Raw genomic sequence first — 21,361 nt, 5'->3', positions numbered from 1 at the left:
GGGGCCGGGCCGGGTGGGCCGGGGCCGGGTGGGTGGGGTTAGAGGATGGGGGGCGGGCTGTAGGTGGCGGCTTCTGGGTGGGCCGTCACCACGGCGGTGATGCGACGGGTCACCGCTGCCACCTGGGCCTGGGCGGCGCCGACGAAGGCGCCGCGGTCGGCGACCAGAGTGTCGATGTCGGCGCGGGACAGGCCGAGTCGGCCGTCCGCTGCCAACCGGTCGAACAGGTCGTTCTCCGACGAGCCCTTCTCGCGCATCGCGAGGGCCACCGCGACCGCGTGCTCCTTGATCACCTCGTGTGCGACCTCCCGGCCGACGCCACGCCGGACCGCCGCCACCAGGATCTTCGTGGTCGCCAGGAACGGCAGGAACCGCTCCAGCTCCCGGTTGATCACCGCCGGGTACGCGCCGAACTCGTCGAGCACGGTGAGGAACGTCTGGAACAGCCCGTCGGCGGCGAAGAACGCGTCCGGCAGCGCCACCCGACGGACCACCGAGCAGGACACGTCTCCCTCGTTCCACTGGTCACCGGCCAGCTCGCCGACCATCGACAGGTAACCCCGGATGATCACCGCGAAGCCGTTCACCCGCTCCGACGAACGGGTGTTCATCTTGTGCGGCATCGCGCTGGAGCCGACCTGACCAGGCTTGAAGCCCTCAGTGGCCAACTCCTGGCCGACCATCAGCCGGATCGTGGTGGCCAGCGACGACGGCGCGGCGGCGGTCTGCGCCAGCGCGGCCAGCACGTCGAAGTCCAACGAGCGCGGATAGACCTGCCCGACGCTGTCCAGCACACGGGAGAAGCCCAGGTGCTCGGCGACCCGCCGCTCCAACTCGGCGACCTTGTCGGCGTCGCCGTCGAAGAGGTCCAGTTGGTCGGCGGCCGTCCCGACCGGCCCCTTGATCCCCCGCAACGGGTAGCGGGCGATCAACTCCTCCAGCCGCTCGTACGCGATCAGCAGCTCCTCCGCCGCCGACGCGAAGCGCTTGCCCAGCGTGGTGGCCTGCGCCGCCACGTTGTGCGACCGGCCGGTCATGACCAGCTCGGAGTGCTCGTGGGCCAGCCAGGCCAACCGGGCGAGGGTGGCCACCACCCGGTCCCGGATCAGCTCCAGCGAGGCGCGCACCTGGAGCTGCTCGACGTTCTCGGTGAGGTCCCGCGAGGTCATCCCCTTGTGCACGTGCTCGTGCCCGGCGAGCGCGCTGAACTCCTCGATCCGGGCCTTCACGTCATGCCGGGTGACCCGCTCCCGCTCCGCGATCGAGGCTAGGTCGACCTGGTCGAGCACCCGCTCGTACGCCTCGACCACACCGTCCGGCACCGACACGCCCAGGTCACGCTGAGCACGGAGCACGGCGAGCCAGAGCCGCCGCTCCATTCGGACCTTCTCCTCCGGAGACCAGAGGGCGACCAGTTCGGGCGAGGCGTACCGGTTGGCCAGCACGTTGGGGATCGTCGTCACGTACCTCATTGTCCCGCACACGCTGGCCAACACCTGGACCGGGCCAGGTCGCCGAGGCCGTCAGGGGCGGCTGAGCTCGTAGACGGTGGCGCGGTCAGCGCTCCAGGATGGCGGTCACACCCTGACCCCCGGCGGCGCAGATCGAGATCAGCCCGCGCCCGCCACCGCGCTCGGCCAGCAGCTTGGCCAGGGTCGCCACGATCCGCCCGCCGGTGGCGGCGAACGGGTGCCCGGCAGCCAGCGAGGAGCCGTTCACGTTGAGCCGGTCCCGGTCGATGGCGCCCAGCGGCGCGTCCAGGCCGAGTCGGTCCTTGCAGAACTCCGGCGATTCCCAGGCGGCGAGGGTGGCCAGCACCTGCGACGCGAACGCCTCATGGATCTCGTAGTAGTCGAAATCCTGCAGGGTCAGCCCGGCCCGGGCCAGCATCCGGGGCACCGCGTACGCGGGAGCCATCAACAGCCCCTCGTCGCCGTGCACGAAGTCCACCGCCGCCGTCTCCGACCAGCTGAACCAGGCGAGCACGGGCAGGTTGTGCGCGTTCGCCCACTCCTCGCTGGCCAGCAGCACCGTCGACGCGCCGTCGGTGAGCGGCGACGAGTTACCCGCGGTCATGGTGGCGTGCTCGGCGTCCGAGCCGCGGGTGCCGAAGACCGGCCTGAGCGAGCCGAGCTTCTCCAGGCTGCTGTCCGGGCGCAGATTCTGGTCGCGGGTCAGCCCCAGGTACGGCGTCATCAGGTCGTCGAAGAAGCCCCGGTCGTACGCGGCGGCGAGCCGCTGGTGCGAGCGCAGCGCCAGCTCGTCCTGGGATCGCCGGTCGATCTGCCAGTGCTGGGCGGTGCGGGCGGCGTGGTCACCCATGGACAGGCCGGTACGCGGCTCGGCGTTGCGGGGGATCTCCGGCTTGAACGGCTGGAGCGGGCGCAGCTTCGCCGCGACCTTGAGCCGTTCGCCCAGCGTGCGGGCCGAGTTGAGCTTGAGCAGCGTGCGCCGCATCTCCTCGTTGACCGCGAGCGGCGCGTCGGAGGTGGTGTCGACACCACCGGCGATGCCCACGTCGAGTTGACCGAGGGCGATCTTGTTGGCGACCAGGATCGCCGCCTCCAGGCCGGTGCCGCAGGCCTGCTGGATGTCGTACGCCGGGGTGTGCGGGTCGAGCCGGGAGCCGAGGACCACCTCGCGGGTGAGGTTGAAGTCGCGGGAGTGCTTGAGCACCGCGCCGGTCACCACCTCGCCGACCCGCTGTCCGGCCAGCCCGTATCGGGCGATCAGACCGTCGAGCGCGGCGCCGAGCAGGTCCGCGTTGGAGGCGTCCGCGTAGCGGGAGTTGGAACGGGCGAAGGGGATGCGGTTGCCCCCGATGACCGCGACCCGCCGAATGCTCTGCACGATCCGCCTCCTCGACATGTGTTGCTCGAACCCTACTCGCCAGTAGGCTACGCCCATGACCGACAGGTACGCGAGCTTCGTCCAATCGGCCGCCGGCCGCGCGCTGGTCAAGCGCCTCGGGCTGCCCGACCCGCCCCGACTGCGCCGGCACCACCCCGGCGACCCCCTGTTGACCGGGCCCGCCCTGCTCGGCGCGGCCACCGGCGGCCGGCTCGCAGAGCCGATCGCCAAGATCCTGACCGCCGCCGGGGTCGAGCTGGCCGACCCGGCCGCCGACACCGCCGCTGACAGTCCGCAGCGGTACGGCGCACTGCTCTTCGACGCCACCGGGATCACCGACTCGACCGACCTGCGCCAGCTCTACGACTTCTTCCATCCGCAGGCGCGGTCCGTGTTGCCCAGCGGCCGGGTGATCGTGCTCGGCACCCCACCGTCGGAGTGCGCGACGCCCCGCGAGGCGACCGCCCAGCGGGCCCTGGAAGGGCTGGTCCGCAGCATCGGCAAGGAGTTCGGCCGGGGCACCACCGCCCAGCTCGTCTACGTGACCCGTGCCGGCAGCGCCGAAGCAGACGGCGCGGACCACTCGGCCGGCACCCTCACAAGCCTCGAATCGACCCTCCGATTCCTTCTCTCCGGCCGGTCCGCGTACGTCTCGGGGCAGGTCATCCGGGTCGGCGCCGGCGAGGCGAGCGCCCCGGCCGACTGGGATCGCCCCCTGGACGGGCAGGTGGTGCTGGTCACCGGCGCAGCCCGGGGTATCGGTGCGGCGCTGGCCCGGGTGCTCGCCCGCGACGGCGCACGGGTGGTGGCACTGGACATCCCGGCCGCCGGAGACGCGCTCGCCGCGGTGGCGAACGACATCGGCGGCACCGCCGTCCAGCTCGACCTGACCGCGCCGGACGCGCCAACCCGGCTCGCCGATCACCTGGCCAGCCGGCACGGCCGGGTGGACGTGGTCGTGCACAACGCCGGCATCACCCGGGACAAGACGCTCGGCCGGATGGACGCCGACCGGTGGGACCAGGTGATCGACGTCAACCTCTCCAGCCAGGAGCGGATCAACGACGTGCTGCTGGAGCGGGAGCTGATCCCGACCGGCGGGCGGATCGTGTCGGTCTCCTCGATCGCCGGAATCGCCGGCAACCGGGGGCAGACCAACTACGCCACCAGCAAGGCCGGCGTGATCGGGCTGGTCGACTCACTCGCCCCGGCCCTGCGGGAGCGAGGGATCAGCGTCAACGCGGTGGCCCCCGGCTTCATCGAAACCCGTCTGACCGCGCGCATTCCGCTGGTGGTCCGCGAGGCGGGTCGACGGATGAACAGCCTGGCCCAGGGCGGATTGCCGGTGGACGTGGCCGAGACGATCGGCTGGTTGGCCTGGCCGGCCAGCGGCGCGGTCAGCGGAAACGTGATCCGGGTCTGCGGCCAGAGCCTGCTGGGCGCGTGATGGGCGCGCAACGGCAACCGACGGCCGGGGCGCTCTATCGGCGGGCGTTGCTCGGTGCACTGCCGGGCCTCGGCAGCCGGCGGCGCGGGGCCGGCCCGCCGGCGGCCGAGCTGGCCGTGGGCGGGGTGACCGTCGACCGGGCACATCTGGCCGACTACGACCGGGTCTGCGGGTTCCGGCTCACTGACCGGCTACCCCCGACGTTTCCGCACGTCATGGGCTTCCCGCTGGCCCTGCGACTGATGACCGCGCCGGAGTTTCCCATCCCGCTGACCGGCGTGGTGCACGTCGGCAACCAGATCACCGTGCGCCGACCGATCACCGCCGACGAGACCCTCGACTTCAGGACGTACGCGGAGAACCTGCGCCCGCACGACCGGGGGCGGCAGGTGGACGTGGTGCTGGTCGGCTCGGTCGACGGGGAGGAGGTCTGGCGCGGCGTCTCGACGTACCTCGGACGGGAGCGCAAGCCCGAGGGTGGTGGGCGGAGCGACCGGAGCGAACGCCCCGAGGCACCGGCCGCCACTGCCAGGTGGCGGGTGGAACCCCGCGTCGGCACGCAGTACGCGCGGGTCTCCGGGGACCACAACCCGATCCACACCTCCCTGCTCGGGGCGCGGCTGTTCGGGTTCCGCCGGCCGATCGCGCACGGCATGTGGAGCAAGGCCCGCTGCCTGGCCGCGTTGGAGAGCCGGTTGCCGGACGCCTACACCGTCGAGGTCGCCTTCAAGCTGCCCGTACCGCTGCCGAGCACGGTGAGCTTCGCCCTCCTGCCGGACGGCGGGTTCGCCCTGCACGACTCGCGCGGTCGGCCGCACCTCACTGGTCTCGTGCGCTGAGTCGAGTCGCCCTTGGCAGGGGCGCTCCCATGCGCTAAGTTGTTCTCACAGCGAGATGTTCTCAGATTGAGAGAGACATGGTTGACGAGCAGGAGTTCCTGGCCGCGTACGACCCCCGGGCCTACCCGTCGGTCGCCGTGACCGTCGACGTGGTGGCGCTGACCATCCGCGACGACGCACTGCACCTGCTGCTGATCCGGCGCGGCCAGGCACCCTTCGAGGGGCACTGGGCACTGCCCGGCGGCTTCGTCCACCCGGACGAGGACCTGACCGCCGGCGCCCGACGCGAGCTGGCCGAGGAGACCGGGCTCGGCGGCGAAGGGCTGCGCCGCGTACACCTGGAGCAGTTGGGCAGCTATGGCGCTCCCGACCGCGACCCGCGAATGCGCGTCGTCTCGATCGCCCACCTCGCGTTCGCCCCCGACCTGCCGGACCCGGCCGCCGGCAGCGACGCCGACGAGGCGATCTGGCTGCCGGTGACCGCGCTGACCAGCCGTCAGCTCGCCTTCGACCACGGCCGGATCATCGACGACGCGTTGGAGCGGGCCCGGTCCAAGTTGGAATACACCCCGCTCGCCACGCGCTTCCTCGCCGCCGAGTTCACGATCAGCGAGCTGCGCGCCGTCTACGAGACGGTCTGGGGTCACCCGCTGCACGCCGGCAACTTCCACCGCAAGGTGCTCTCCGTGCCGGGCTTCGTGGAGAGCACGGGTGCCAGCACCGAGCGCGGCGGCGCCCGGGGCGGTCCCCGCGCGCGGCTCTACCGGGCCGGCGACGCACGACTGCTGCACCCGGCGCTGCTGCGTCCCGCCCGCGAGGAGACGGTGCGATGAGGACCGCGGAGGCCGTCGGCCTGGTCACGGCGGCCCACACCGACGCCGAGCTGTTCGGCACGGACCAGCCAGCCCGGCGCTACCGCGAGCTGGTCGCGGCCCTGCACCCCGACCGCCTGCCGGCGGACCCGGCGGTACGCGCCGAGGCCACCGAGGCGTTCATCCACGTCACCACCCGGTGGAAGGCCCGGCAGGTCACCGTCCTCGGCGACTACCGCCTCGGCGTGCCGGCCCACTCGGGCGACCTGGCCGACCTCTACGACGTCGGCGCCGATCGGCTGCTCAAGCTCCCCCGACGGCCCACCGACAACGACCTGATGGCCCGCGAGGCGCACGCCCTGCGCACCATCGTCGAGCGCGGCGACCCGCGCTACCTGCCGTACGTGCCCCGGCTGGTCGACGACTTCCGGCACCGCGAGGCCGCGACCGGCGCCGAACGGCAGATCAACGTGCTCGCCACCGCGCCCGGCCTGCACGACCTCGACGAGGTGCGGCGCGCGTACCCCGACGGGCTGGACGCCCGGGACGTGGCCTGGATGTGGCGGCGACTGCTGGTGGTGCTCGGCCTGGCCCACCGGGCCGGCGTGGTGCACGGCGCGGTCCTGCCGCGACACGTGCTGATCGAGCCGGACGCCCACGGCGTGGTGCTGGCCGACTGGTGCTTCTCCGCGGCCACCGGGAGCACGATCCCGGCGCTGGTGCCCGGCCAGGAGGACTGGTATCCGCCCGAGGTCCTCAAGAAGCAGCCCTGCGGCCCGGGCACCGACATCGCGATGGCCAGCCGCTGCATGACCTCCCTGATGAACCGCCACGCGCCGCGCGAGCTGCTCACCTTCGCCCAGGGCTGCCGGCAGCGATTCCTCGACAAGCGGCCCGACGACGCCTGGCGCCTGCTCCGCGAACTCGACCAGGTGCTGGACCGGCTCTACGGACCACGCACCTTCCGCCCCTTCACCCTCACCCCCTAAGGAGCTGTCATGGGCAGTGGAATCTGGTCCACCGACGTGTACGACGCCGCCGACCGCTACCGGCGCTCCACCGGCCGCAGCGCGTTCTCCTACAGCGACAGTGGAGCGCGCACCGTGCACCCCGCGCTCGACCCCCGGGACGCGACACGCGAGTGCCGCGACTCCGACGAGCACCCGCGCTCGACGCCAGTCGCGGTGCTGTTCGACGTGACCGGCTCGATGGGCAAGGTGCCGCGCGTCCTGCAGAGCAAGCTGCCGCAGCTGCTCGGGCTGCTGCAACGGCAGGGCTACGCCAGCGACCCCCAGATCATGTTCGGCGCGATCGGTGACGCCACCTGCGACCGGGTGCCGTTGCAGGTCGGCCAGTTCGAGTCGGACAACCGGATGGACGACGACCTCGGCCGGATCGTGCTGGAGGGCGGTGGCGGCGGGCAGATGACCGAGTCGTACGAGCTGGCCATGTACTTCATGGCCCGGCACACCGTCACCGACAGCTGGGATAAGCGCGGCCGGCGCGGCTACCTGTTCATCATCGGCGACGAACTGGCGTACCCGCAGGTGAAGGCCCGGGAGGTGGCCGGCCTGATCGGGGACGACCTCTCCGAGGACCTGCCGCTGCGGCAGGTCGTCGACGAGGTGACCCGCCGCTGGGACACCTACTACCTGCTCCCCGCCGGCAGCCATTACGCCGGCAACGCCACGGTGCTCGACTTCTGGCGGGACCTGCTCGGGCAGAACGCCGTCGTGCTCGACGACCTCGACGCGGTCTGCGAGACCATCGCGCTCACCATCGGTCTCGGTGAGCAGGCCATCGACCTGGACGAGGGCCTGCGCGACCTGGACCGCGCCGGCTCCGGCGCCACCGGCACCGTGTCGAAGGCCCTGGCCCGCCTCGGCCGAGGACGGCGGGCCGAGGTGTCGACGCTGCCGGCCTTCCGCGACACCGCTGGTGGGGTGACCCGGCTGTGAGGCACGTGGCGGTGGTCGACCTCGGCTACGGCGACGCGGGCAAGGGCACAGTGGTGGACTGGCTCTGCGCCACCCGACCCGTGCACACGGTGGTCCGCTTCAACGGGGGCGCGCAGGCGGCGCACAACGTCGTGCTGCGCGATGGGCGGCACCACACGTTCGCACAGTTCGGCGCCGGCACGTTCCATCCCGGGGTGCGTACGCACCTGTCCCAGCACATGGTGGTGGACCCGCTGGCGCTGGCCGCCGAGGCCGACCACCTCGCCACGGTCGGGGTGCCCGACGCGCTCGACCGGCTGACCGTCGACGGGGACGCACTGCTCGCCACCCCGTACCACCGGGCCGCCAACCGGGCCCGCGAGATCGCCCGGGGAGCCGACCGGCACGGCTCCTGCGGGCTGGGGGTGGGCGAGACCGTCCAGTACGGCCTCGCCCACCCCGGCGACGCACCGCGAGTCGCCGACTGCCACCACCCAGCACTGCTGCGCCGCAGGCTGACCACAGTGCGGGACCGGCTGACCGCCGAGCTGGGCCCGCTGGAAGCGCCACCTGTCGAGGACTGCCTGCCCGCGTTCACCGGGTTCGCCGACCGGGTCGCCATCGTCGACGGCAGTTGGCTCGCCGGGGCGCTGCGCACCGGGACCTGCGTCTTCGAGGGCGCGCAGGGGGTGCTGCTCGACGAGTGGCACGGCTTCCACCCGTACACCACCTGGAGCACCACCACGTTCGCCAACGTCGACAGCCTGCTCGCCGAGGCGGGCCGGCCCGGCGACGTGACCCGGATCGGGGTGCTCCGCGTGGTCACCACCCGGCACGGGCACGGTCCGTTGGTGACCGAGGACCCCAGCCTGCCGTTCACCGACCGCCACAACGCCACGAACCCGTGGCAGGGCCGGTTCCGGTTCGGCCACTTCGATGCGGTCGCCCACCGGTACGCCCTCGCCGCAGCCGGCGGCGTCGACGGCCTGGCCCTGACCCACCTCGACCTGGCCGGCCCCGACCTGCGGATCTGCCGCCGCTACGACACCACCGACAGGCTCACCCCGGGGCCGCCCGGTGACCTGGACCGGCAGGCCGCGATCACCGCCCGCCTGCTGCGTTCCCGCCCGGTGTACGACGAACCGCCGGCGGACTGGGCCGAGGCGGTACGCGCGGAGCTGGGCACACCGGTGGTACTGACCTCGCACGGCCCCACCGCCGACGACAAGATCCCGCACGGTCCGCTGCTCGCCCCACCGGCCCTGGTCCGCTCGGCCTGACCCCTGCGGGTCCTACGGTGGTGGCGCGTCGACATCCGCCTGGTGCGGTTCGCTTCGCTGGTCGAGCACACTCACCGGACGTTCGAAGAACGTCTCCAGCACGACGATGGCCTGGGTGCCGGTCACCCCGTCGATGCCGAAGATGCGGCGCAGCGCCGCTTGCAGGTCTTCGGTGGTCGCGGTACGGATCTTCACCAACAGTGATGCCGCGCCAGCGATGATGTGCGCTTCCTGGATCTCGGGTATGGCCGCAAGCCCGTCACGGGTAGGGGCGTCCCCCATCCACGAGTTGGCGTTGACCATCACGAAGGCCGAGACGCCGCGGTCCACGGCCGCCGGATCGACGTCGACGGTGGTCCGGCGGATCACGCCGCGTTCGCGCAGCTTGCGCACCCGGTCATGGGCCGAGCCGGCGGACAGGCCCACCGCCTTGCCCAACGTCGCGTAGGACTGGGTGGCGTCGTGCTGCAGGTGTGCCAACAGCGCCCGGTCGATGTCGTCTACCACTCGCGCATCCTCGAACATGATTTAGCCATTAACGTGTTGACCATATCAGGTTCGGCCTACATATGCTTCTGGCGAACGACGATCCGAAACCGGGAGGCACGGATGGCCCACACTGTTCCCGCCGAGTTCCACCTGCTGGACGAGCGGTTCCGCGACTGCGACGGCGACTTCGTAGTCGAACGGCTGCACACCGGCGCACGTAAGACCGAAGGGCCGGCGTATTTCCCGGCTGGCCGCTACCTGGTGTGGAGCGACATCCCCAACGACCGGCTGCTGCGCTGGGACGAGACCACCGGCGCCGTCGGCGCCTACCGTCATGGCTCGGGCTACGCCAATGGCAACACGGTGGACCGCCAAGGCCGGCTTGTCACGTGCGAGCAGGGCAACCGGCGGGTCACCCGTACCGAGCACGACGGCACGATCACCGTGCTCGCCGACCGATTCGACGGCAAACGGCTCAACAGTCCCAACGACGTAGCCGTCCGCGCCGATGGGACGATCTGGTTCACCGACCCGACTTACGGCATCCAGGGTGACTACGAGGGCAACAAGGGCGACAGCGAGTTCGGCGGCGCCTGTTACGTGTTCCGCCTGGACCCCGCCACGGGCGAGATGCGCATCGTGGCGACCGACTTCCGCCGCCCCAACGGCCTGGCGTTCTCCGCCGACGAGCAGCAGCTCTACATCGTGGACACTCGGCAGGACCCCAGCCACATCCGCGTCTTCGACGTCATGGCCGACGGCACCCTCGACCACGGGAAGATCTTCGCTGAGTGTGACTTCGGCCGCTTCGACGGCATCCGTCTCGACGACGTCGGGCGCGTGTGGGCCGCGGCCTGGGACGGTGTGCACTGCTTCGACCCGGACGGCACCCTCATCGGCAAGCTGCTGCTGCCCGAACCGGTAGCCAACCTCACGTTCGGTGGCCCGAAACGCAACCACCTGTTCATCACCGCCGGTACCTCGGTGTACGCGCTGCGAGTCACCTTCAACGGCGCCCACTATCCCGAGGCTACCGGCGAGAAGCGATGAGGTGACGGAGGGAGCTGAGGCGGCGCGTGGCTGACCAGTCGGCGCAATGTCGGCGAAGCGCCACCGACCGTCGTCGAGCCGCCGAGCATGGGGGCATGGACGCCCTGCTCGACCTCCTCCGTGGGACGGTCACGTCGCCGTGGGTGTACCTGGTGATCTTCGGGCTCACCGCGGTCGACGCGTTCTTCCCTGCGGTGCCGGGCGAGGCAGCCGTGATCACCGCCGGGGTGCTGTCCGCCAGCGGCGGTCACCCCAGCCTGACCCTGGTGATCGTCAGCGCCGCCATCGGCGCGCTGGTCGGCGACCACATCTCCTACGCCATCGGTCGAGGCGGCGGCGCGCACCGGCTGGCCCGGCTGCCCGACGGCAGCCGGCGACGGGCCAGCTCCGAGTGGGCCCGCCGCGCGGTGGACCGGCGCGGCGGAATGATCCTGACCACCTCCCGGTACGTGCCGGGAGGCCGGACCGCCGTCACCCTCACCATGGGCGCGGTGGGCTATCCCCGCCGAGCCTTCCTGCTGTACGACAGCATCGCGACGATCACCTGGGCGCTGTACTGCGGGCTGCTCGGCTACTTCGGCGGGTTGGCCTTCGAACGCGACCCGGTACGCGGCGTGCTGGTCGGCGTGGGGCTCTCGGTGATCGTCACGTTCGGCCTGGAGGGGATCCGCTGGCTGCGCCGCCGTGCGCACCGCCGCGCCGCCTCCCGCCACTGACCGACGGCCCTTACTGCTGTGGGCGCCAGGTGACGCCTTGCAGGAGTTGGCCGGCACCGAGCCAGGCCACGTTCATCATCCGGGTGGCGGTCTTCTCCGGGTCGGCCTCCGGGTGGTCCGCGAGCCAGTCGGCCAGTGACTCGCTCGCGCCGACCAGGGCGTACGCGACGACGTCCAGGTCGATGGCGGCGATCTCGCGGCCCTCGGCGCGCAGCGCGTGGTCGAGCATCCCGGCGACCACCTCGACCAGCCGGGCCCGCATGGTGGCCAACTCACCGGCGAACGGCTGCTCGCCCCGGGCCTGCCGGTAGAGCACCGCCCAGCCGTCACGGTAGGCGCCCACGAATCCGAAGAACGCCCTCAGCCCTCGCCACAGCCGCTCGTCGGCCGGCAGGTCGGGGGCCGCGGCACCGGCGATGGCCTCCATCATCCGGGTGCCCTCCCGGTGCAGGCAGGCGACGAAGAGTTCCTCTTTGCTGCCGAGGTACGCGTACACCATGGGCTTGGAGATGCCGGCGTCCTCGGCTATCTCGTCCATGCTGGCGGCGTGGAAGCCGCGCCGGGAGAAGACCTTGACGGCCGCGTCGAGCATCTGCTGCTCACGGACGGCGCGTGGCAGGCGCTTGAAGGCGGGGCCGGTGGACACCTTGCGAGCATACCTACTCGTGCGTAAGGTTACGCACGAGTAGCCAATCTTTCGGAAGGCACCTGATGACTGACTTCGACCCGGCCACCTTCGCCAACGTCGGCCCCAAGGAGTTCGCCCAGCTGGTCAAGTCCACCCCGGACGACAAGATCGCTCAGGTGATGTCCGGTGACCTGCGCGCCAAGGTCCTGGGCGAGGTGTTCGGTCGGATGCCGTCGCTGTTCCGCGCGGACCGGGCCGGCGCCACCAACGCGGTCATCCACTGGGTCATCACCGGTCGCCCCGACGGCGGCAACGACACCTACGAGGTGGTCATCGCCGACGGCAAGTGTGACGTGAACGAGACCCCGCAGCACGACCCGAAGCTGAGCCTGACCATGGGCCCGGTCGAGTTCCTGAAGATCGTCTCCGGTGGCGCCAACCCGGTGATGATGTTCATGACCGGCAAGCTGAAGGCGAAGGGCGACCTCGGCCTCGCCGCCAACATCGCCAACCTGTTCGACATCCCCAAGGCCTGACATGGCTGAGTTCTCGCTCGACCTGAACGAGGAACAGCGGGATCTACGCGACTGGGTGCACGGCTTCGCCGCCGAGGTCGTGCGCCCGGCCGCCGCCGAGTGGGACGAGCGCGAGGACACCCCGTGGCCGGTGATCCAGGAAGCCGCCAAGGTCGGCCTCTACGGCTTCGAGTTCCTCGCCACCTGCTGGGCCGACCCGACCGGGCTCTCCCTGCCAATCGCCAGCGAGGAACTCTTCTGGGGTGACTCCGGCATCGGGCTGAGCATCTTCGGCACCTCCCTCGCCGTCGCCGCCATCTACGGCGCCGGCACCCCGGACCAACTGGTCGAGTGGGTGCCGCAATGCTTCGGCGACGTCGACTCGCCAGCCGTCGCCGCGTTCTGCACCAGCGAGCCGGAAGCCGGCTCGGACGTCGGCGCCATGCGCACCCGCGCCGTCTACGACGAGGCCACCGACGAGTGGGTGCTCACCGGGCAGAAGGCGTACGCCACCAACGGCGGAATCGCCGGAGTGCACGTGGTCACCGCCTCAGTCGAGCCCACGCTCGGCTCCCGGGGCCAGGCGGCGTTCGTCGTACCGCCGGGCACCCCCGGCCTAGCCGCCACCCGCAAGCTGCGCAAACTCGGCCTCCGCGCGTCACACACCGCCGACGTCTTCCTCGACGGGGTACGCGTGCCCGGCCGCTGCCTGCTCGGCGGGCGGGACGCCCTGCTGCAACGCCTCGACCGGGCACGCTCCGGTCAGCGGGTTACCGGGCAGGCCGCGATGCGCACCTTCGAGCTGTCCCGACCCACGGTCGGTGCGCAGGCACTCGGCGTGGCTCGGGCCGCCTACGAGTACGCCCTGGACTACGCGAAGGACCGGGTCCAGTTCGGGCGGCCGATCATCGAGAACCAGGCGGTCGCGTTCGCGCTGGCCGACATGCGGATGGAGATCGACGCGGCGCGGCTGCTGGTCTGGCGTGCCTCCTGGATGGGCCGCAACAATCGCCCGTTCACCGCGGGCGAGGGGTCGATGTCCAAGCTCAAGGCCGGCGAGGTGGCCGTGTCGGTCACCGAGAAGGCGGTGCAGTTGCTCGGCGGAGCCGGGTTCCTGCGCGACCATCCGGTCGAACGCTGGTACCGGGACGCCAAGATCTACACCATCTTCGAAGGCACCTCCGAGATCCAGCGCCTGGTCATCTCTCGCGCCATCTCCGGGATGCAGATCCGCTGACTCTTCGGCCCGACCCCGCCGCGACCGGGGTCGGGCCGACGGGCCGGCGGCACCCTCCTACCGCGCCGCTCCGGAATCCACGATCCGTGCCGTCTTCGTCACCCCGCGCCGACGCCAACTGGGCCTCCAGCCGCCCCCAGTGCATGATCAAGGAAAGACGCCCTGATGGACGGCATCCCGGTTGCCCGTCCGCGCACCATCCCTAGGAGGTCTGCGGCATGGACCTGCCGTTCATCATTGCCACGCTGACCCGTCGAGGGCTGCTCACCCCCGGCAACCCGCTCCGGATCGCCTCGCAGCTCAACGCGTTGCGTACGTGGGGGTGGAGCCTGGCCGGCGAACTACGCCAGGCAGCCGCCCGGGACCCCGGCCGGCCGGCGATCATCGACGAGGATGGCGTCGAGCTGACCTACCACGACCTGCTCGACCGGGCCGAACGGATGGCCCGATCAATGCGGGCAGGGCTCGGCGTGCAGGCCGGCGACCGGATCGGCGTGCTCTGCCGCAACCACCACGGGCTGATCGAGACGATCGTCGCGGCCACCCTGCTCGGCGTCGACGCGGTGCTGGTCAACACCGGGCTCTCCGCGGCCCAGCTGGGCACCGTCGCCGACGAGCAGCGACTGCGGCTACTGGTGCACGACGACGAGTTCGCCGACCGGGTCCTCGGCCTCCCCGCCGAGCTGCCCCGCCTCGACGAACGCGCCCGCGAAGAGCTGGTGGCCGGGGCACTGCCGGGTGACCTGCGCCCGCCGGAGCGCGACGGTCGAATCATCGTGCTCACCTCAGGCACCACCGGTGCGCCGAAGGGCGCCCGTCGACCCACGCCGAACGGCTTCGGCCCGCTGGTGTCCATCATCGACCGCATCCCGCTGCACACCCGGGACCGGGTGATGATCGCGGCACCGATCTTCCACACCTGGGGGTTCGCCGCCCTCCAGGTCTGCTTCGCGCTGCGGGCCACCATCGTGCTGCAGCGCCGCTTCGACCCGGCCGCCACTCTCGCCGCCCTCGTCGAGCACCGATGCAATGCCCTCTTCGCCGTACCGGTGATGCTGCAGCGGCTGATGGAGGCGCCCCCGCCGGACCCGCGCCCCCCGCTCAAGGTCGTCGCGGTCAGCGGTTCCGCCCTGCCCGGCGGGCTCGCCTCCGCGTTCATGGACGTCTACGGCGACGTGATCTACAACCTGTACGGCTCAACCGAGGTCTCCTGGGCGTCCATCGCCGCGCCGGCGGACCTGCGGCAGGCACCGACCACCGCGGGCCGACCGCCGCACGGCACCCGGTTGGAAATCCTCGACGACGACGGCCAACCTGTGCCCAACGGACGGGTCGGGCGGATCTTCGTCGGCAACGAGATGCTCTTCGAGGGATACACCTCCGGTGCCAGCCGGGAAATTCACGACGGCCTCCTCGACACCGGCGACCTCGGCCGACTCAACACCGACGGGCTGCTCTTCGTCGACGGCCGAGCCGACGACATGATCGTCTCCGGTGGCGAGAACGTCTTCCCGTCCGAGGTGGAGGATCTCGTCGCCCAACTGCCCCAGGTCCGCGAGGCGGCCGTGATCGGCGTGCCCGACGCCGAGTACGGCCAGCGCCTGTCCGCGTTCCTCGCCCTGCACCCGGGCGAGACGCTCGACCCCGAGGCGGTACGCGAGTACGTCCGGCACTACCTGGCCCGATTCTCCGTCCCCCGGGACGTGATCTTCGTGAAATACCTGCCCCGCAACGCCACCGGCAAGGTGCTGACCCGGGAACTGCGCCGCTACTACGGCTGACCGACCGCTCAGGGACACAGTGTCAGGCCCGGCACCCGGCCTCCTCGTCTGACCGATCAAACGGCGGCGAGGCGGGTGCCCGGTTGCCCGGTTCAGCTGGGAATGGTGATCCGGTCCTCGATCGCGGCGGAGGCGATGTCGGTGCGGTGCTGCGAGCCCGCCAACTCCACCCCGTCCACCAGCGCATACGCGGCGTGCCGCGCGGCGGTCAGGTCGGGGCCGGTGGCCGTACCGCAGAGAACCCGGCCGCCGGCGGAGAGCAACGCGCCGTCGCTGGCCCGGCGGGCGGTGCCCGCGTGGATGATGCCGGGCCGGTCCGCGCCGGTGATGACGTCGCCGGTGTGCGGCGCCGCCGGGTAACCCGGGGAGGCGAGCACCACGGTGACGGCGCTGCCGTCCCGCCAGCGCAGCGGTGGATGCTCGGCCAGTGTGCCGGTGGCCGACGCGTGCAGCAGCCCACCCAGCGGGGTCTCCAGCAACGCGAGCACCACCTGGGTCTCCGGGTCACCGAAGCGCGCGTTGAACTCGATGACCCGAGGGCCGTCGGCGGTGATCGCAAGCCCGACGTAGAGCAGGCCAGCGAACGGAACACCCCGGCGGCGCATCTCAGCCAACGTGGGGTGCACGACGTCGCGCATGACCTCGTCGACCAGACCGGACGGAGCCCAGGGCAGCGGTGCGTACGCTCCCATGCCGCCGGTGTTCGGCCCGGTGTCGCCGTCGCCGAGCCGCTTGAAGTCCTGTGCGGGCAGCAGCGGCAGCGCCGCCTCCCCATCGGTGACCACGAAGAGGCTGACCTCCGGGCCGTCGAGGAACTCCTCGACCACGACCCGGCCGCACTCTCGGGCGTGCGCCAACGCGGCGGACCGGTCGTCGGTCACCACCACACCCTTGCCGGCGGCGAGCCCGTCGTCCTTCACCACGTACGGCGCGCCGAACTCGTCCAACGCCCGAGCGGTGCTCTCGTCGTCCGTGCAGACGTACGCCCGGGCGGTCGGCACGCCGGCGGCGGTCATCACGTCCTTGGCGAACGCCTTGGAACCCTCCAGCCGAGCGGCCTCACCCGAGGGACCGAACACGGCGATGCCCTTGGCGCGGACGGCATCGGCGACCCCGGCGACCAGCGGCGCCTCCGGCCCGATCACCACCAGGTCAGCGGCGGTCTCCACGGCCAACGCCGCCACCGCGGCCGGATCGGAAGCGTTAACGGCTCGCAACTCAGCCAGCGAGGCGATCCCGGGGTTACCAGGCGCCGCAACCACCGCCGAAACAGCCGGATCGCCAGCCAACCCGAGCGCAAGCGCATGCTCCCGCCCACCACCACCCACCAAAAGAACCCGCACGATCCCAGATCCTACTGTCCCCCACCCCAGCCCCCGTCCACCGGCGGTGATCAAGAGGTTTGCGTCAGCGATCGGCCTGTTTCTGACGCAAACCTCTTGATCACCTTCGTTGCGCCGCCGCGATCGCCTGGCGGACCGTTTGCGGGATGTAGTTGGGGTGGAGGGTGTCCTGCCAGGTGAAGCGGAGGATGGTCCAGCCGGCGTTGACCAGGCGGTTCTGCCGCCGGCGGTCAGCGAACGCGGCCTCCGGCGTGCCGTGTGCGTCACGACCGTCCGCTTCGGCGATCACCCTCGGGCCTCGCCAGCCCAGGTCGCCGATGCCGAGCAGATATCCGTCGTCGTCGCGGACCTCCAACTGCAGCGTGTCCGGTGGCACCCGGCCGTCCACGCACCGCAATCGGCTACGCGTCTCCAGCGGCGACTGCGCCCGCCCGTCCGCCTCGGCCAGGCAGGCACGTGCCGCGACCGCGCCCCGCCGCCCCCGAATCAGGCTCGGGATCGCCGCCAATTGCTCCGCATTAATGCGGCCCTGGTTCAGCGCCGAGTCAAGGACTGAGACTGCTGGGTAACGAGCCACCCGGAGAACGACATCCGAAACGGTGCGAAGCGGAGCGGTCGCGCAAACGCCGGCGACCACGGCGATGTCGCCGGAGCCGACGGTCACCTGATGCACGGTCAGCCACGGTGCCAGGGCGCGCTGGGGCCGGGGTCGATCAACGGGCACCGAGACGTGGACCTGCGAAGTCCGGCGAAGACCCGCGATGCCGTGCAACTCCAGCGCGGTGTCCAGTACAGCGAAGGCCCCTGGGCCAAGGCTCACGACCGCAGCGCGGATCCGCGCCCGCCGCAGTGTCGAATCACTCAGCTCCGCGTCCGGTACGAAGCAGCCGCGCAGAAGCCGCTGCCACCTGCCGGACCGGTGCAACTGTCGGACCTGGTCCCTGGTCAGGCCGGCGCGCAAGGCCTGCTCCAGGGTGACCATTCCGTCCTGCCCGGCCGCGACGTTGCGAAGAAGCTGGTGTGGTCCCACACCCACACCCTGCCCACCCGCCCCACCTGACCGAAGCCCCTGTGGACAACCCCGGACTCCCTGTGGATAACCCGTCCGCCCACCCTCTGGTGATCAAGAGCTTTGCGTCAGGAATCCGCACGAAATTGACGCGAATCTCTTGATCACCGGGGGGTGCGGGCCGCAGGGCTGGGGGTGGGGTTAGGGGAGGAGGGGGTGGAGGTGGACGTTTTCGTCTCGGCCTGGGCCTACGCCTACGACGCTCACTCTGGTGTTGCAGAGTTCTTCGACCCTCGCGATGTAGCGGCGGGCGTTCTCCGGCAGGTCGTCGGCGGTGCGGGCCTTGGTGATGTCCTCCCACCAGCCGTCGAGCTCCTCGTAGACGGGCTTGGCGTGGTGGAAGTCCGTCTGGCTCATCGGCATGTCGTCGACCCGCACGCCGTTGATCTCGTAGCCGACGCAGATCGGCACCTTGGGCATCCCGGTGAGCACGTCCAGCTTGGTGATGACCAGGTCGGTGACACCGTTGAGGCGGCAGGCGTACCGGGCGACGACCGCGTCGAACCAACCGCACCGGCGCTCCCGCCCGGTGGTGGTGCCGTACTCCGCGCCGATCTTGCGCAGGTGGTCACCGTTGGCGTCGAACAGTTCGGTCGGGAACGGCCCGGAGCCGACCCGGGTGGTGTACGCCTTGCTCACCGCGATCACCTGCTTGATCGAAGTGGGCGGGATGCCGGCGCCCACGCAGGCACCACCGGCGGTCGGGTTGGACGACGTCACGAAGGGATACGTGCCGTGGTCCATGTCGAGCATGGTGGCCTGGGCACCCTCCAGCAGCACCGTCTCGCCCCGGTCCAGGGCGTCCCAGAGCATGGCCCGGGTCTCCGCGATGTACGGCTTGAGCCGCTCCGCGTATTCCAGGTACTCCTCGACGGTCGCCTCGAGGTCGATCGCCTTGCGGTTGTAGACCTTGAACAGGATCTGGTTCTTCTCGCGCAGCGCGAGTTCCAGCTTCTTGCGCAGGATGCCCGGGTCGAGCAGGTCCTGGAGGCGGATGCCGATCCGAGCGACCTTGTCGCCGTACGCCGGGCCGATGCCCCGGCCGGTGGTGCCGATCCGGGACGAGCCGAGGTACCGCTCGATGACCCGGTCCAGCGCCCGGTGGTGCGGCATGATCAGGTGCGCGTCACCGGAGATCCGCAGCCGGGACACGTCGACGCCGCGCTCGGCCAGGCCGTCGATCTCGGCGAGCAGCACCTTCGGATCGACCACCACACCGTTGCCGATTATGATCATCGCACTGGGCGAGAGCGCACCGGACGGCATCAGGTGCAGCGCGTACTTCTGGCCATCCGGGGTGATCACCGTGTGGCCGGCGTTGTTGCCGCCGGAGTAGCGCACGACGTAGTCGACCCGCTCACCAAGCAGGTCGGTAACCTTGCCCTTGCCCTCGTCGCCCCACTGAGCGCCGATGAGCACGATCGCTGGCATCTTTTCCGCCTCCAGAAGGCTCGGGTGCCAGGTGGCGACCGCTTGGCGAGCCCGGGGTGTCAGGTTAACAAGTAGTGACGGCGTGGCCGGCAGGGGTCGCGTCGAGAGGCAGGAGGCTCCTTCCGTGTACGACGTGGTGCTGCTCACCCTCGGTTCGGAGCGGGACGCTGCCGGGGGCTGTGGCAGCGGAGGGGCCTGCTGCGGCGGCGCGACCGAGGCCGACACCGGCCCGGCAAGCCAGGCCGACACCAGCCAGGCCGACACCGGCCGGACCGACGCTGGCCACGCTGATACCGGCCAGGCCGATACCGGCTCGGCGGCGCAGGCCAGCGATGACACCGAGCGGTGCGCAACCGAGCGGCCGCGGGTGCCGGTACTGGCCTGCGCCGATGCGCTGAACGCCCGGGGCGCCCGGGTGGAGACGGTCACCGCCCGCTCCGACGCGGAGATCGACGCGGTCTTGGCCCGGCTCGACGGCCCGGCCCGCCCGGACGGCCTCCCCTGGCCGGACCCGGACGGCAAGACCCGGCTGGTCATCGCCACGGCCAGCGACGGGCAGTTGCGCGCCGTGCTGCGCCGGCTGGTCCGGCGGTACGCGCCACCGCCGAGCCGCCGCCCAGCGGATCTGCCCGGTAACCGGACGCTTCCCGATCTGCCGCCGGTGGCCGTACTCCCGCTCGATCCTGCCCGTGCCGGCACCCACCGGGACCTGGCGGCGCAGCTCGGGCTGCCCCGTGACCCGGCGGCGGTGGCCGCCGCGGTGCTGGACGGCACGCCGCGCCGACTGGACCTGCTCCGCAACGACGGCGGCTCGGTGACCCTGGACGGCGCGCTACTCGGTGCCGCCGACGACGCCGGTCGGCCGCTGCACTGGCGGGCCCGGGTGGAGGTGGACGACACCATCCTCAGCAACGGTGACGAACCGCTGCTGGCCTGCGCGGTCGGCAACGCCGGCGGGTACGCGACGCTCAACGACGTGACACTGCTGACCGCGCCGGACCCGGCCGACGGCCAGGTCGAGGTCGCGGTGGCCGTGCCGGTGGTCGTCCGCTCGGCGTTGGGTCGCAAGCGTGTACGCCTCGAAGTTCGGCGGGCCCGCGGGCGGGCGGTGTCGGTGCTGCCCCGGGAGGGGAAGGTTCCGTACCTCGACGATGGTGTCGAGGGCGAGTTGACGCGGAAGCGGTCCTGGTGGATCGAGCCGGGCGCATGGGCGGTGTGGTCGATCTGACCTCAGCTGCGCCCAGCGACCTCGGCTGCGCCCACCGACCGACCCGAGTTGCGCCGACCGGCCCTCGTGGGCGGATGGGCCTATCCTCGCAGGAGGACTGGGGAGGGCCGTAATGGACGAGAACGCCGACCGGGCGCAGGTGCCCGGCCAGCAGCCGGTGCCGGAGCGGGACGTCGAACCACTCTGGCCACCGGATCCAACCGACCGGGGCGCGAGTGGAGCGGTACCGCCCTGGGCGGCGGTCGCCGAGCAACGGGGCGCGCCGCCGTCGGCCGCCCAGGCGCCGGTGACACCGCCGGTGGCCGCGCCGCCGATCGGCCGACCGCCGGTTCCGGGGCAGCCCGGCGCTGCGGCCCTGTCGCCGCCCTCTCCGTCTGACTACCCGTCGCTGACCGGCGCTGTCCCGGCACCCGGAGGCTGGGGGTCAGCGGCCCGTCCGGCGCCGTGTCGGGCTGGGCACCGCCGCAGCCGAGCTGGCCGCCAGCCGCGGCGCCGCCACCGCCAGCCCCGCCCGCGCAAGGCACCACGCCAGCCCCGCCAGCGCAAGGCACCCTGCCAGCACCGCCAGCGCACGGCACCCTGCCGGCACCGCCAGCGCACGGCACCCTGCCGGCACCGCCAGCGCACGGCACCCTGCCGGCACCGCCAGCGCACGGCACCCTGCCGGCACCGCCGGCGACCGGCGCTCCCGCGAGCAGCGCCGTGCCAG

19 protein-coding genes are annotated in these 21,361 nt (G+C 71.6%); 12 read left to right on the top strand and 7 right to left on the bottom strand.

Annotated features, from left to right (window positions below):
- Positions 1 to 38: 38 nt before the first annotated feature.
- Entirely contained in the window at positions 39 to 1,463 is a 1,425-nt protein-coding gene (purB, locus tag PCA76_RS00865; protein ID WP_272614587.1) for an adenylosuccinate lyase, read from the bottom strand.
- A 94-nt stretch (positions 1,464 to 1,557) separates the two neighbouring features.
- Positions 1,558 to 2,850 carry an acetyl-CoA C-acetyltransferase gene (locus PCA76_RS00860; RefSeq protein ID WP_272614585.1) on the bottom strand — a complete coding sequence of 431 codons (1,293 nt, stop codon included), beginning with the start codon at positions 2,848 to 2,850 and terminating at the stop codon, positions 1,558 to 1,560.
- A 55-nt stretch (positions 2,851 to 2,905) separates the two neighbouring features.
- On the opposite strand from PCA76_RS00860, the gene PCA76_RS00855 reads away from it, so the two are divergent.
- The 6 genes from PCA76_RS00855 to PCA76_RS00830 all read left to right on the top strand — a co-directional run bounded on the left by PCA76_RS00855 (position 2,906) and on the right by PCA76_RS00830 (position 9,165).
- Positions 2,906 to 4,297 carry a 3-oxoacyl-ACP reductase gene (locus tag PCA76_RS00855; protein WP_272614584.1) on the top strand — a complete coding sequence of 464 codons (1,392 nt, stop codon included), beginning with the start codon at positions 2,906 to 2,908 and terminating at the stop codon, positions 4,295 to 4,297.
- A complete protein-coding gene (locus PCA76_RS00850) occupies positions 4,297 to 5,136 on the top strand; it encodes a MaoC family dehydratase (protein ID WP_272614583.1) in 840 nt (279 codons plus the stop codon). The genes PCA76_RS00855 and PCA76_RS00850 overlap by 1 nt, the downstream gene beginning before the upstream one ends.
- Positions 5,137 to 5,213: 77 nt before the next feature.
- Entirely contained in the window at positions 5,214 to 5,969 is a 756-nt protein-coding gene (locus tag PCA76_RS00845) for an NUDIX hydrolase (RefSeq protein ID WP_272614582.1), read from the top strand.
- The gene (locus PCA76_RS00840) at positions 5,966 to 6,937 is read left to right on the top strand and encodes a serine/threonine protein kinase (protein ID WP_272614581.1); all 972 of its coding nucleotides are present in this window, start codon (positions 5,966 to 5,968) and stop codon (positions 6,935 to 6,937) included. The genes PCA76_RS00845 and PCA76_RS00840 overlap by 4 nt, the downstream gene beginning before the upstream one ends.
- Positions 6,938 to 6,946: 9 nt before the next feature.
- Positions 6,947 to 7,906 carry a hypothetical protein gene (locus PCA76_RS00835; RefSeq protein WP_272614580.1) on the top strand — a complete coding sequence of 320 codons (960 nt, stop codon included), beginning with the start codon at positions 6,947 to 6,949 and terminating at the stop codon, positions 7,904 to 7,906.
- The gene (locus tag PCA76_RS00830; RefSeq protein ID WP_272614579.1) at positions 7,903 to 9,165 is read left to right on the top strand and encodes an adenylosuccinate synthetase; all 1,263 of its coding nucleotides are present in this window, start codon (positions 7,903 to 7,905) and stop codon (positions 9,163 to 9,165) included. Before PCA76_RS00835 ends, PCA76_RS00830 begins: the two co-directional genes overlap by 4 nt.
- A gap of 12 nt (positions 9,166 to 9,177) precedes the next feature.
- Here PCA76_RS00830 and PCA76_RS00825 read toward each other — a convergent pair whose 3' ends face one another.
- Entirely contained in the window at positions 9,178 to 9,672 is a 495-nt protein-coding gene (locus PCA76_RS00825; RefSeq protein WP_272614578.1) for an Lrp/AsnC family transcriptional regulator, read from the bottom strand.
- A gap of 102 nt (positions 9,673 to 9,774) precedes the next feature.
- Between PCA76_RS00825 and PCA76_RS00820 the strand changes: the two genes are divergently transcribed.
- Both PCA76_RS00820 and PCA76_RS00815 read left to right on the top strand, forming a co-directional pair.
- The gene (locus PCA76_RS00820) at positions 9,775 to 10,704 is read left to right on the top strand and encodes an SMP-30/gluconolactonase/LRE family protein (RefSeq protein WP_272614577.1); all 930 of its coding nucleotides are present in this window, start codon (positions 9,775 to 9,777) and stop codon (positions 10,702 to 10,704) included.
- Between the two features lie 95 nt (positions 10,705 to 10,799).
- Entirely contained in the window at positions 10,800 to 11,420 is a 621-nt protein-coding gene (locus PCA76_RS00815; protein ID WP_272614576.1) for a DedA family protein, read from the top strand.
- Between the two features lie 10 nt (positions 11,421 to 11,430).
- Here PCA76_RS00815 and PCA76_RS00810 read toward each other — a convergent pair whose 3' ends face one another.
- Positions 11,431 to 12,066, bottom strand: a complete 636-nt coding sequence (locus PCA76_RS00810) for a TetR/AcrR family transcriptional regulator (protein ID WP_272614575.1) — start codon at positions 12,064 to 12,066, stop codon at positions 11,431 to 11,433.
- A 65-nt stretch (positions 12,067 to 12,131) separates the two neighbouring features.
- Here PCA76_RS00810 and PCA76_RS00805 point away from each other — a divergent pair, with 65 nt between their 5' ends.
- From PCA76_RS00805 to PCA76_RS00795, 3 genes are all read left to right on the top strand, one after another.
- Complete coding sequence (locus PCA76_RS00805) at positions 12,132 to 12,584, top strand: SCP2 sterol-binding domain-containing protein (RefSeq protein WP_272614574.1); 453 nt, start codon at positions 12,132 to 12,134, stop codon at positions 12,582 to 12,584.
- A gap of 1 nt (position 12,585) precedes the next feature.
- The gene (locus PCA76_RS00800; RefSeq protein WP_272614573.1) at positions 12,586 to 13,800 is read left to right on the top strand and encodes an acyl-CoA dehydrogenase family protein; all 1,215 of its coding nucleotides are present in this window, start codon (positions 12,586 to 12,588) and stop codon (positions 13,798 to 13,800) included.
- A 218-nt stretch (positions 13,801 to 14,018) separates the two neighbouring features.
- Positions 14,019 to 15,581: an AMP-binding protein gene (locus tag PCA76_RS00795; protein ID WP_272614572.1), complete on the top strand. Its 1,563-nt coding sequence runs from the start codon at positions 14,019 to 14,021 to the stop codon at positions 15,579 to 15,581.
- Positions 15,582 to 15,673: 92 nt separating this feature from the next.
- Here PCA76_RS00795 and purD read toward each other — a convergent pair whose 3' ends face one another.
- The 3 genes from purD to PCA76_RS00780 all read right to left on the bottom strand — a co-directional run bounded on the left by purD (position 15,674) and on the right by PCA76_RS00780 (position 19,424).
- Positions 15,674 to 16,924, bottom strand: coding sequence for a phosphoribosylamine--glycine ligase (gene purD, locus PCA76_RS00790; protein ID WP_272614570.1), 1,251 nt, complete (start codon positions 16,922 to 16,924; stop codon positions 15,674 to 15,676).
- A gap of 100 nt (positions 16,925 to 17,024) precedes the next feature.
- The gene (locus PCA76_RS00785) at positions 17,025 to 17,954 is read right to left on the bottom strand and encodes a type IV toxin-antitoxin system AbiEi family antitoxin domain-containing protein (RefSeq protein WP_272614568.1); all 930 of its coding nucleotides are present in this window, start codon (positions 17,952 to 17,954) and stop codon (positions 17,025 to 17,027) included.
- 180 nt (positions 17,955 to 18,134) lie between these two features.
- A complete protein-coding gene (locus PCA76_RS00780) occupies positions 18,135 to 19,424 on the bottom strand; it encodes an adenylosuccinate synthase (RefSeq protein WP_272614567.1) in 1,290 nt (429 codons plus the stop codon).
- Positions 19,425 to 19,548: 124 nt separating this feature from the next.
- Here PCA76_RS00780 and PCA76_RS00775 point away from each other — a divergent pair, with 124 nt between their 5' ends.
- Positions 19,549 to 20,652 (top strand): hypothetical protein, encoded by a 1,104-nt coding sequence (locus tag PCA76_RS00775; protein WP_272614565.1) that lies wholly within the window; start codon positions 19,549 to 19,551, stop codon positions 20,650 to 20,652.
- Positions 20,653 to 21,361 lie beyond the last annotated feature (709 nt).

It is taken from the genome of Micromonospora sp. LH3U1 (genome assembly GCF_028475105.1).
Taxonomy (GTDB): domain Bacteria; phylum Actinomycetota; class Actinomycetes; order Mycobacteriales; family Micromonosporaceae; genus Micromonospora.
Note: the sequence above shows the minus strand (reverse complement) of the source record. Positions and strands in the feature narration are given on the sequence as shown.